The sequence below is a fragment of the Lyngbya aestuarii BL J genome (assembly GCF_000478195.2).
In the GTDB taxonomy this organism is placed as follows: Bacteria; Cyanobacteriota; Cyanobacteriia; order Cyanobacteriales; family Microcoleaceae; genus Capilliphycus; species Capilliphycus aestuarii.
Map to the genome: position 1 here is coordinate 1 of NZ_AUZM01000118.1, position 12,619 is coordinate 12,619.

The 12,619-nt window shown below is 42.2% G+C and carries 9 protein-coding genes; 5 read left to right on the forward strand and 4 right to left on the reverse strand.

Features of this window, described 5'->3' with window-relative positions; all coding sequences use genetic code 11:
• The 4 genes from M595_RS26045 to M595_RS26060 all read left to right on the forward strand — a co-directional run.
• Window positions 1-1,408, forward strand: a 1,408-nt coding sequence (locus M595_RS26045; RefSeq protein WP_023069579.1) for an efflux RND transporter periplasmic adaptor subunit, incomplete at its 5' end; no start/stop codon positions are given.
• Between the two features lie 224 nt (window positions 1,409-1,632).
• Window positions 1,633-2,850 (forward strand): ABC transporter permease, encoded by a 1,218-nt coding sequence (locus tag M595_RS26050; protein WP_040484704.1) that lies wholly within the window; start codon window positions 1,633-1,635, stop codon window positions 2,848-2,850.
• A 23-nt stretch (window positions 2,851-2,873) separates the two neighbouring features.
• Window positions 2,874-3,632: an ABC transporter ATP-binding protein gene (locus M595_RS26055; RefSeq protein WP_023069585.1), complete on the forward strand. Its 759-nt coding sequence runs from the start codon at window positions 2,874-2,876 to the stop codon at window positions 3,630-3,632.
• Between the two features lie 111 nt (window positions 3,633-3,743).
• Window positions 3,744-7,079: an ATP-binding protein gene (locus tag M595_RS26060; protein WP_023069580.1), complete on the forward strand. Its 3,336-nt coding sequence runs from the start codon at window positions 3,744-3,746 to the stop codon at window positions 7,077-7,079.
• Window positions 7,080-7,128: 49 nt separating this feature from the next.
• Here M595_RS26060 and M595_RS26065 read toward each other — a convergent pair whose 3' ends face one another.
• Window positions 7,129-7,758: a M23 family metallopeptidase gene (locus M595_RS26065; RefSeq protein WP_023069583.1), complete on the reverse strand. Its 630-nt coding sequence runs from the start codon at window positions 7,756-7,758 to the stop codon at window positions 7,129-7,131.
• A 489-nt stretch (window positions 7,759-8,247) separates the two neighbouring features.
• Between M595_RS26065 and M595_RS26070 the strand changes: the two genes are divergently transcribed.
• The gene (locus M595_RS26070) at window positions 8,248-8,634 is read left to right on the forward strand and encodes a hypothetical protein (protein WP_023069581.1); all 387 of its coding nucleotides are present in this window, start codon (window positions 8,248-8,250) and stop codon (window positions 8,632-8,634) included.
• A gap of 113 nt (window positions 8,635-8,747) precedes the next feature.
• Here M595_RS26070 and M595_RS26075 read toward each other — a convergent pair whose 3' ends face one another.
• The 3 genes from M595_RS26075 to M595_RS26085 form a co-directional block, all read right to left on the reverse strand.
• Window positions 8,748-10,358 (reverse strand): 2-isopropylmalate synthase, encoded by a 1,611-nt coding sequence (locus tag M595_RS26075; RefSeq protein ID WP_023069584.1) that lies wholly within the window; start codon window positions 10,356-10,358, stop codon window positions 8,748-8,750.
• A 101-nt stretch (window positions 10,359-10,459) separates the two neighbouring features.
• Window positions 10,460-10,981: a LabA-like NYN domain-containing protein gene (locus M595_RS26080; RefSeq protein ID WP_039897317.1), complete on the reverse strand. Its 522-nt coding sequence runs from the start codon at window positions 10,979-10,981 to the stop codon at window positions 10,460-10,462.
• 604 nt (window positions 10,982-11,585) lie between these two features.
• Entirely contained in the window at window positions 11,586-12,233 is a 648-nt protein-coding gene (locus M595_RS26085; RefSeq protein WP_023068929.1) for a response regulator transcription factor, read from the reverse strand.
• Window positions 12,234-12,619: the final 386 nt, after the last annotated feature.

Below are 12,619 nucleotides of genomic sequence, written 5' to 3' on the forward strand. Positions count from 1 at the left end.
TGGTGTTGTTCAACCTGTACGACGGGTGAACCTCAGCCCAAAAACGCAAGGACGTCTATCTGAACTGTTTGTCGAACAAGGTGATTATGTCGAAGCGGGTCAAGTTGTTGCGAGGATGGAAAGCGGAGAAATAGAAGCGCAGGTGTTACAAGCCGAAGCGGGGTTAGCGCGGGTAAGAGCGAACTTGAACAAATTACAAACGGGTAGTCGTCCCGAAGAAATCGCCGCCGCCCAAGCCAAGTTAGATCGGGCTTTAGCCAATTTAGCTGAACTCGAAGCCGGAACCCGGATGGAGGAAGTTGCTGTCGCTCAAGCTAAACTCAATGAAGCCGAAGCCAGGTTAGCCGATGCACGTTCGGGAAGTTTGGATGATGAAATTGCTCAGGCCCAATCTAGACTCACCGCCAACAAAGCGGATTTGGAACTGGCCAGTGAACGGGTGCGTCGCTATCAAGGCTTGAGAAATCAAGGGGCGGTTTCTGAAGATAGTTTAGAGGAATATCTGCAAAATGAACGCCGACTGAGTGCTGTCGTTGATGAAGCCGCCAGACGCATCGAACAACTTAAACAAAGTCAGCGAAGTCAAGTTGATAGACTCGTTGCAACAGTTGAGATGGAACGTCAAGCTTTGCGACAATTGCAAAATGGCGCTCGGGTTGAAGACATTGCCGCAGCGACCGCCGAAGTTGCAGAAGTTCGCAGCAATTTGAATCAGTTAATTAATGGAACTCGTCCGGAAGAAATAGCCGCAGCCCTGGCGGAAGTTCGAGAAGCTCAAGCACAAGTTCGCTACTATGAAACGCAGTTAGAAGATACAAAAGTTCGCGCCCCGTTTGCAGGAGTTATTGCTCAACGTTATGCAGTAGAAGGGGCATTTGTAACCCCGGCAACATCGGCATCCGATGCGACTTCAGCAACTTCAACTTCGATAGTGGCTTTGGCAAAAGATTTAGAAGTCTTAGCGAAAATTCCCGAAGCCGATATTGGTCGAATTCAACCCAATCAAAAAGTCGAAATTATTGCCGATGCTTACCCCGATCAAGTCTTTAAAGGACGGGTACAATTAATCGCCCCAGAAGCCGTAAAAGAACGAGATGTAACCCTGTTTCAAGCCCGAGTTGAAATGATCACCGGGAAAGATTTACTTCAGTCCGGGATGAATGTTGATTTAAAATTTATTGGGGATAAACTTAATAATGCGTTAGTGGTGCCAACCGTGGCAATTATTACTAATAAAGGAGAAACCGGAGTTTTACTTCCCGACGAACAAAATCAACCCCAATTTCATCCCGTAACAATCGGTTCAACGATTGGAAATCAAATTCAAATCTTAGAAGGAATCGAAGCAGGCGATCGCGTTTTCACTGAGTTACCCGAAGGCAAAAAACTAGAAGACATCATCAACTAAATTAACTAAACTCTATTGGCTAGACTACAACAAATCAACCCATCCGTTAAAAAAGCATCAACCCCAAAAACCCACAACTAACCCATCCGTTACAAAAGCATCAACCCCAAAAACCCACAACTAACCCATCCGTTACAAAAGCATCAACCCCAAAAACCCACAACTAACCCATCCGTTACAAAAGCATCAACCCCAAAAACCCACAACTAACCCATCCGTTACAAATGAACTTTCTCGAACACATAAAAATGGCATCTACCACGCTACTCGCGAACAAAATGCGAAGTAGTTTAACGATGCTTGGAATCATCATTGGGAACGCTTCAGTTATTGGAATGATCGGCATCGGAGAAGGCGCTCAAAGCTTCGTAAATGCTCAAGTCAACTCTTTAGGGCCAAACGTTTTATTTATCATTCCAGGGAGTCCAGAAGCCCAAAGTCGCCCTGTTTATCCTCCTCAAACCCTTGTTTTAGCCGATGCAGAAGCCATTGCTGAACAAGTCCCTGTCGTTGAAGAAGTGGCGCCATCTCTAAACGGAAGTGAACTGATGAGTTATCGCGGAAAAAATGCGTCTGCGTCTTTAATTGGGGCGACTCCCGAATATCTTTCCGTGCGAAGTTTTGATGTGGCGAGGGGAAGATTTATGAGTGATTTAGACTTGAAAAGAAATGAACAAATTGTCGTATTAGGTTCAGAACTCGCCGAACAATTATTTGGGAATGAAGACCCTTTAGGAAAACAAGTTCGCCTCAAAGATATCAGCTTACAAGTTGTCGGAGTCATGCAACCGAAGGGTTCAACATTTGGCACCAATCAGGATATGAATGCTTTTATTCCGATTACGACAATGGCTAATCGAATCGTGGGAGAAACTTCACCTTATGGAACTCAAGTGACCTTTATTTCTGTTTCTATTAAAAATCCAGATAGCATGAAAGCAGCTCAATTTCAGATAGAAAACTTGCTGCGACTTCGACACAAAATTACCGACGAAGATGATTTTACCGTTCGTAACCAAAAAGATCTAATGAATACATTAGGACAAATTACCGGAGCGTTAACATTAGTGTTAGCAGCAACAGCAGCAATTTCCCTTTTTGTCGGCGGAATTGGTATTATGAATATTATGCTAGTTTCTGTCACCGAACGCACTCAAGAAATTGGTCTGCGAAAAGCAATTGGTGCCTCTCAGCAAGATATCCTCGCCCAGTTTATCATAGAAGCAGTCATTCTTTCTGCCGCAGGGGGATTGCTCGGAACTGCTATTGGCGTCGGTGGGGTGTTTTTAGTCGCTGCTGTTACGCCTTTGTCTGCGGGAATTTCTCCCGTTACAATTGCAGTTACCGTGAGTGTTTCCGGTGGAATTGGCTTATTTTTTGGGGTAATTCCGGCTAAACGTGCGGCCCAACTTGATCCCATTGTTGCCTTAAGAAGTGCATAGATTAAACCTATCAATCAAACCAGATGAAAACTTCTCTTTCTCCCTTACAAAATCATCAACAACCGCCCTCAAAAAAAACAATTGTTAAGCTTGAAAATATTAAAAAAGTTTATGGAATGGGCGAGATAGAAGTTCAAGCGTTAAAAGGCGTGAGTCTCACCGTTGAACAGGGCGAATATTGTTCAATTATGGGGGCTTCAGGTTCTGGAAAATCAACGGTAATGAATATTGTCGGTTGTTTAGACCGTCCGAGTACAGGTGCCTATTATTTGGATGGGGTGAATGTTGCTCAAATGTCCGAACAAGAATTAGCTAAAATTCGGAATATTAAAATCGGATTTGTTTTCCAGCAATTTCATCTTTTAGCCCAATTAAGCGCCTTAGATAATGTGATGTTACCAATGCTTTATGCAGGAGTTCCAACCGGGGAACGTCGGAAACGGGCGACAGAAGCTTTAATTCGAGTTGGGCTAGAAAATCGCATTCAAAATAAACCCAATCAACTCTCAGGAGGACAACAGCAACGGGTGGCGATAGCGCGAGCAATTGTAAATCGTCCTGTGTTATTATTAGCTGATGAACCGACGGGGGCGTTAGACTCGAAAACCACCCAAGAAGTGATGGATATTTTTACTGAACTTAACGCCAGTGGAATGACGGTGATGATGGTGACGCATGAAACCGAAGTCGCCCGTCAAACTCGTCGTATTGTTTGGTTTAAAGATGGTGAAGTCATTCACTCTCATCTCACCCCAGAAGATTTACACGAAGCCACTTTTTAAAGAAATTAAATAAATCTTAACTTAAAGATCGGGCATAATAGACCACAAGGGGGAGACAACTGAGGTAGTTTACCGATAGTCCCCTCCATTTAGATTATCAGGGTCTATTGAATGTTGATTAAATCGCTCAATCAATCCCTCGCTCAACTTTCGGCGAAAATTCCCTTAAAAACGCTGTTGGTTGTGCCTTTTGTTTTGCAGATTGTCGGCGCTGTGGGATTAGTCGGATGGTTTTCTTTTAAAAATGGTCAGGAAGCCGTTAATAAGTTAGCCATTGAGTTACAAGAACAAGCCAACTCTCGTATACAATTATTCCTCGATAATTATTTTACCATTCCTCAACAGATTAATCAAATTAATCAAGATGCGATTCAGTTGGGATTAGTGAATTTAGATAATTTATCAACACTGGGTTTGTATTTTGCCAAACAAGTTGAGGTGTTTAATGTTAGTTATATTAACTTTGGGGGGCTAGAAATCAATCAATTTGTTGGGGTCAACAACCGAAGGGATAATCTGCCTCGAATTACTGAATTTTACCGTCAAGCCGCAGACGGAGATTTATATTGGTTTTCTTACACTCGGGACGAACAAGGAAATAAACAAAATATTAACACTTTTATTGAAAATGCAGACCACCGGACTGAAGGTTGGTATACTGATGTAATTGACGCAGGTCAACCCGTTTGGAGTCAAATTTATCAGTGGAAAGATAAACCGATTTTATCAATTTCTGCAAGTTATCCGATTTACAATCCCAATAATCAATTAATTGGAGCGATTGGAGTTGATTTAAACCTCTCAGATATCAGTCAATATTTGAATCAAATTAATCTCAGTGAAGCCACGACCATTTTTATAGTAGAACGGAATGGAATGTTGGTGGCGAATTCGGGTCAAACTCAATCCTTTATTCAAAAAAACCAAGAAGTTAAGCAGATTTTAGCCTTAGAAAGTCAAAATAAAAAAATTAGTATTATCACTCAAGAGTTACAACAAAAAATTGGAAACTTTAGTCAAATTCAAACCCCTCAACAACTGTATTTAACTCTAGGAAATGAACGACAATTCATTCAACTTACCCCCTGGAAAACAGAATCAGGCTTAAATTGGTTGCTGGTTGTCGCAATACCCGAATCCGATTTCATGGCACAAATTAACGCCAATACTCGCACGACAATCATTCTTTGTATAATTACATTAATTCTAGCCACCACCTTAGCCATTTTAACCGCTCGTTGGATTATTCAACCCATTTTAAAACTCAAAAATTCAGCCCTCGCTTTTTCAGAAGGAAAATTTGATCAAACCGTTGATGTTAATCGGGCGGATGAATTAGGAATATTAGCCAAAGTATTTAATTACATGGCGCAACAATTACAAACCTCTTTCGCCACTCTAGAAAATCAAAATATTGAACTCAAACGTCTCAGTCAAATTAAAGATGAATTTCTCGCAAATACTTCCCATGAACTGCGAACACCTCTACATGGAATTATTGGACTGGCTGACTCTTTAATTGATGGTGCAACCGGAAAATTACCCACCAAAACTACTGAAAATTTAACGATGATTGCCAATTCCGGGCGACGACTTTTAACGCTAGTCAATGATATATTAGACTTTTCTAAACTCAAACATAATACAATCGAACTTCAGCTAAAATCTTTGGGATTATGGGAAATTTTAGATATGGTTTTAGTTCTCTCTCAGTCTCTAGTCGGACAAAAAAATATCAAACTGATTAATTCTGTACCCGATGATTTACCCGGAGTTGAAGCCGATGAAAACCGTTTACAACAAATTTTATATAACTTAATCGGAAATGCAATTAAATTTACTGAATCTGGAACAGTAGAAATCACAGCTTGTGAGAAAATAATCAACGAATCTAATCATTATATTGCTGTCACTATTTCCGATACTGGAATTGGCATTCCAGAAGACAAATTAGAACAAATTTTTGCATCTTTTGAACAAGGAGACGGTTCAACTGCGCGTCAATATGGCGGAACAGGGTTAGGTTTAGCCGTAACAAAACAGCTTGTTGAATTACACGGTGGTACGATTGAAGTCCGTTCAAAAGTAGCAGAAGGTTCTCAATTTACCTTCACCTTACCTAAAGCAAAATCACCTGTTGAAGCGACTGAAAATCAAACGATTCCACCTTCAAAACTGTCTACAAATGTTTCTCTATCAGAACCCCAACTCGAACTTGAAAATACTCCCGAAATCTTAATTGAAGATAGTGGAGAATTCAAAATCTTAGTCGTTGATGATGAACCTGTTAATATTCAAGTGATTGCTAACAATCTTTCTCTACAAAACTATGCCATTACTCAAGCCACAAATGGTTTAGAAGCCTTAACCTTAATCGAAGAAGGATTTAAGCCGGATTTGATTTTACTCGATGTGATGATGCCTCGGATGACGGGTTATGAAGTGTGTCAGAAACTCCGAGAAAAATATCTCCATAGTGAACTTCCTATTTTAATGTTAACCGCTAAAAATCAAGTGACAGATTTAGTTGATGGCTTGAGTTCAGGTGCCAATGATTATTTAAGTAAACCTTTTTCTAAGCAAGAGTTATTAGCCCGGATTAAAACCCATCTTCGTTTACTCAAAATTAACAATGCTTATGGCCGTTTTGTTCCCCATGATTTCCTCAGATTTTTAGGACATGAAAGTATAATTGATGTTAAATTAGGAGATCATGTTCAAAAAGAAATGACGGTGATGTTTTCTGATATTCGCTCATTTACTACCTTATCTGAGGAAATGTCACCCCAAGAAACGTTTGATTTTATCAATGGTTATCTCAAGCAAGTTAGTCCGATTATTCGTAAACATAACGGCTTTATTGATAAATATATTGGGGATGGCATTATGGCTTTATTTCCTCAGTCGTCTGAAGATGCTGTACAATGTGCGATTGCGATGCAAAAAACAGTCAGTGCGTACAATCAAGAACTACAAAAACAGGGTAAACTTCCGATTAATATTGGGATTGGTTTACATACGGGAACGTTGATGTTAGGGACAATCGGTGAACAGGAACGCATGGAAAGTACCGTGATAGCAGATGCGGTTAATTTAGCCTCTCGTTTAGAAGGATTAACCAAACTCTACGGTGCGGGAATTATTGTTAGTGAAAAAACCTTATCTCGCTTGAGTGATTTTCAAAATTATGGTTATCGGTTTCTAGATCGGGTTAAAGTGAAAGGGAAAAATATTGCAGCAGGTGTATTTGAAATTTATGATGGTAATCCCGAATCTCTACAAGCTTTAAAAATTAAAACCAAGTCAGACTTTGAACAAGCAGTTTTCTTATATCATCGCCAAGAATTCCAACAAGCTGAAGCGATTTTACAGCAGATTCTAACGGTTAATCCAGACGACAAAGCTGCATTACTCTATTTACAACGTTGTCAACACTCTCAAGTTTAAAGAATGGGGAATTGGGGAAGATTGATCATTCATCCCCGTTCCCTGAATTTTAATAACGAGGCCGACTAGAAACCCGTTGTGATTGTTGGTTGTACATTGCCAGTAAAACCTGACCGGGGTCAACCCAACGACCGCCATATTTTAACCCCCAGTGTAAATGAGGGCCGGTTGTGCGTCCAGTCATACCCACTCGGGCAATTCGGGTTCCCGCAGGTACAACTTGACCTTCCATGAGTTGAATCCCGCCATCATGATCGATAAAATAACGGCCCTGGGCGTTTTTCTCCACCCGTCCTTGAACATGACAGTAAATATGCGTCCACTGTCCCGAATCAATGGCAATCCCTGTCCCACAACGGCCATCTTCCCAGACTTCGACAATAGTTCCCGTCCACCAGTTGCGAATATAGCTACCCATCGGGGCTGCTAAGTCTAGACCATAGTGAAATCCACTGGAACGATAGCCGAAACCCGATGTATATTCTAGAAAATTTTCCACAGGGAAAGACGCCCCTGACCAATCGAGTCCAGTCGCAACTTGATTTGTAGTGGATTCTCTGGCGTTAACTAGCTTCTGCCATCCAAGCGGCATCAGACTCAAACTAATTAACCCGGCTAACATCAAAATCCGTTTTGGACGAATCCAGTTTTGGGCGCGTTTTGGTGTTGACTCTACCATTAGTGTGTTTGACTCCTCACTCTGATAGGTGAAAGATTACAGATGAGAGAGGACAGTTAATCGGTGGTCAGCGGTAACAGGTGTGATTGGATTTCTATTCCCTGTTCGGTGATCCTTTTGCCTATTCTCTTTTGCCTGTAACAGTCACCTGTTTTTACTGGTTTACGTTCCACCGAACTCTGCAACGGTTAATATGCAGGCTGACAGTAGGCGGAATTAATTTTCCGGGCTGTCGGGTTTGTGGAATGGAGAACTGATGTCTGCTTGTCACCCCAAAAATTAAATTCGATGACAATCGGCAACCAACCGGATTGAATTGCCGTAGACATATGACCCCGTATTCTACTCTATGTTTGTTCTATAGAGAATAGCTGAGTTGAATTAGTGTAACGATTTGTTTATGATCAAGTCAAATTTGCGGCATTAACAGGTATAAGTCAAGGATTAATCACAAATTCCCCATTTTAGACATTTACCATAACATCACCCATGCTATTTGATATTTTCCTTTTCCGGTTTAGCCTTGACACCACAACAATCGCCGGGGCAGCTTTGTGGTCACTTGCCCTCTATTGGGGATTTTCTCCGCTCAGTGAATGGGTAATCGAACAACTCAATCGTTGGTTCAACTTTGCTGAACAAGGACTCTATACCTCAAAAAAAGAGTTTGAACGAACTCGCGTCGCCCGAGAATCTCAAAACGCTTTTTATGCTTCCTTGTTTAGCATTGTGCCGTTTTTAATCGTGGGTAGCTTATGTAATTGGGCGGTTGAAGCGGGATTAGATAGCAGTTGGGCGATCGCAATGGGAATGATCGCTTGTATCAGTGGCGGTGTCTATGAACTCGGACGACGAGACTCTCAACAACGAGGCTAAATCAGGGAACGGGGAAAGTCAGACGTTTTTTTCTCTCTCCCCACCTTCCTACCTCCCTACCTCCCCATCTCCCCATCTCCCCATCTCCCCATCTCCCCATCTCCCGCGCGCGACTATGCCATGACGGTTTTCAAGTCACCTGTTGCATTTGACGGTTCTAGAGCCGCATAGAGGCGGTTCAGCGCATTAACATAAGCTGTAGCCGCAGCAACAATAATATCCGTATTTGCTGCATGACCGGAAAAAACCCGACCTTCGGCCCGTAACCGAATTGTGACTTCTCCAATGGCATCAATTCCCGCCGTTACCGACTGCACAGAGAACTCAATTAACTCATTGGGAATATTAACAACTCGGTTAATCGCTTTATAAACCGCATCCACTGGCCCTGTCCCAATCGCGGCATCCATCAATTCTTCACCCGTTGGCGTTCTTAAAATCACCGTTGCCGTCGGACGTGCGCGATCGCCACAGGACACCTGAACCAATTCTAAACGGAACAATTCTGGGGCTTGGTGAATTTCGTTATTGGCAATTGATTCTAAATCCCAGTCGGTGATTTCTTTCTTCTTATCGGCTAAGTCTTTAAACTTGATAAAGGCTTTGTTAATATCCGAGTCCGACAGTTCAAACCCCAATTCTTGCAAGCGATGAGCGAAAGCGTGACGGCCAGAATGTTTACCCAAGACAATCAGATTATTATTCAACCCAATCGATTGAGCATCCATAATCTCATAGGTGAGCTTATTTTTGAGAATACCATCTTGGTGAATTCCCGACTCGTGAGCAAAGGCATTCGCCCCCACAATGGCTTTATTCGGTTGCACCAACATTCCCGTTAAGTTAGAAACCAGACGAGAGGTTTTGTAGATTTCCTGAGTCTTAATCTGAGTCAGGGGTGTTTCTGAATCTGCCGGACGACCCAAGAATGGATTGTAATATTGTCGCCGCACATGAAGCCCCATCACCAATTCTTCGAGAGCCGCATTTCCCGCCCGTTCACCAATCCCGTTAATCGTACATTCGAGTTGACGAGCGCCATTTTTCACCGCTTCGAGGAAATTCGCCACCGCCAAACCGAGATCGTTGTGTCCATGAACAGAGATAATGGCTTGATCGATATTGGGAACGTTTTCTTTGATTCCGCGAATGAGAGCGCCAAATTCGGCGGGCGTTGTATAACCCACGGTATCGGGAATGTTAACGGTTGTAGCGCCTGCGGCGATCGCTAATTCGAGAACTTGGTAAAGAAATTCGGGATCAGATCGTCCAGCATCTTCGGGGGAAAATTCCACATCTTCGACAAAAGACTTGGCATAAGCCACCATCTCCGGAACGATGTCTAAGACTTCTTGTCGGGTCTTGCGGAGCTTATATTGCAAGTGAATGTCGGAAGTCGCCAAAAAGGTATGAATGCGTTTGTGAACGGCAGGTTCTAAGGCTCGGGCTGCCGTTTCGATATCAGAACGCACCGCCCGGGCTAAACTACAAATCACAGGGCCATCTTCAGTCCCGACGGTTTCGGCAATGCGATGAACCGCCTCAAAATCCCCTTGACTTGCAAAGGCAAAACCCGCTTCCATCACATCGACTCCCAAACGGGCGAGTTGTCGGGCAACTATCAGCTTTTCGTCTACATTGAGGGTGGCGCCTGGACATTGTTCGCCATCTCGCAAAGTGGTATCAAAGATAATAATACGGTCAGAACTCGGTTGAATTTTCATCGATCTCGAACCTCTAGTTGTAAGTGAATCATTAAACCCCAACTCAGAAAAACTTCAGATTTTGATTTTGCTTTTCCGTTTGGTTATTGATTTTCTCTTGATTAATAGTCTACTTTTTCGATTTGATCTCGAATATCATTTAAGTCAATGTATCGATCTGTTGCGTTTCGCAGTTCACGAGCAATCATGCCTTCGGTGGAGACAACGGTAATATGAGTATTTTTTGAGCGTAAGAGTTCAATCGCCCGTTCAAAGTCACCATCTCCACTAAATAAAACAACTCGATCATACTGATCTACAGTATTAAACATATCAACTACAATTTCAATATCTAAGTTCGCTTTTTGGGAGTATCGACCCGAGCTATCATCGTAGTATTCTTTAAGAATTTTTGTGCGTACCGTATAACCTAAACTAATCAAAGCATCTCGAAAGCCTCTTTGATCTTGGGGATCTTTGAGGCCTGTATACCAAAAAGCATTGACTAGAATCACATCAGATTGTTCATGTTTGAAATAGGTCAATACTCGTCGAGGATCAAAAAACCAACCATTTTTTTGTTGTGCGTAGAACATATTGTTACCGTCTACAAATATAGAGAGACGGTTTTTTGAGTTAAGCATAGAAACTATAGACCTAGATATTTGTAGAAAAGAATTTAAGCTAATTATCTTATCTTAACATCTGGACTGTCACCAAGCATTTAGGTCAAGATTGTTTACTACTCTGCCTTGATCCCGGATGATTTTGAGTCCAGTCTTTAGGTGTATCAATCCTCCTCAATCTAAGATTTTAGTAAATTTACTTTAGAGACTTGAAAAAATCTCCTCAATTTGTTATTCCACTTCTGGATCTCGGTTGTATGAAATAGACACAACAACCTCAGTTATTCCAGCCGAGGCATCAATAGAGATGTTTAAATCTCGTCGTCATCACCGAAGTCGCTGACTCACATTTACCTAACTCTGCGAGAAGGGCTAACTCCCAGATGAGGGAGTACCCCAACGATACAAGCTACTTTTTTTCCTATCAACCCCACAATGGATTCATCCCTATAGGAGAGTCATTAGCAGAGTTGACCAACGGTCACAGCAGCGGACAGACCCCGAACCCGGAGGGCGGAGTAATCTGTGACTTTCTTTATAAAATAATGAGTACAATATGACTTTCCTCTAGTATACAGCTTCGGGAAACAGGTTGATCTCATTAAAACTCGATGCGCGATCGCTAAAACTTTTTAGTTTCTAACGCCCAACGTGCTAACTCCGTGCGATTGTGAAGTCCGGTTTTGTTCAACATATTGCTGACATGACTTTCAATAGTACGTTGACTCACCTTCATGGCTTTAGCAACTTCCCGATTTGCCAATCCTTGAGCAACCAGTTGTACCACTCTGACTTCTGTCGGTGTTAACTCGACTCCCGGACGAGCTTGAATACTGGGTTGTCCATCCGCCTGACGGCTATTAATTTTAATTAAGCGCGAAGCTTGTCTGAGAGAAGATTCAACTTGAGCGACTAATTCTTCGGGTTCAAAGGGTTTAACAATATAAACATCTGCTCCGGTATTAAGACCTTTGACTTTATCTTGACTTTGACCCTTTGCCGATAAAAACAACACCGGAATCCAGCCTGTACGTGGATCTTCTCGAATAACCTTCACCAGAGAATAGCCATCCATTTCTGGCATCATAATATCGCAGATAATCAAATCAGGAAGCTGTAACTCTAGCAATTCTAGTGCTTTGAGTCCATTTTCCGCTGTGCTTACTTCATATCCCCGAAACTCTAAATAGTCCCTCACCAGGAGGACGAGATTCGGGTCATCATCCACAAGCATGAGTTGTTTTTGTTCTCCAGTTTTGATGTCCGTCATCTTGAAATTTTCCCTTGGGAAATCCCGCGACATTTGCAATTGCCATCATCAGTTGAACAGTGGAGCGGGCTTAACCTCTGTTTAACTGTGGGCTTCACAACCGATCAGGTTCTAAGCAGTTGAGTTGATTCTTACAATGGCAAGAGGTAACAACAATGATGGGCAATCTCTGTAAATTCCGAAATAACGTTACAATTTTTGTTAGAATATATACCTGTCTATACAGGGTTTATACCGATCATATCGGAAAATTTGACGACCCGCCTATTCCAATTCACTCGAACGCGGCATTGTCATCCTGATTACAGCCTTGTAAAGCTTGACTAATCGGCGGCTCCGGTAAGGGATGAGTTAGAAATACATAGTCTTCAACCACCTGAGAACCG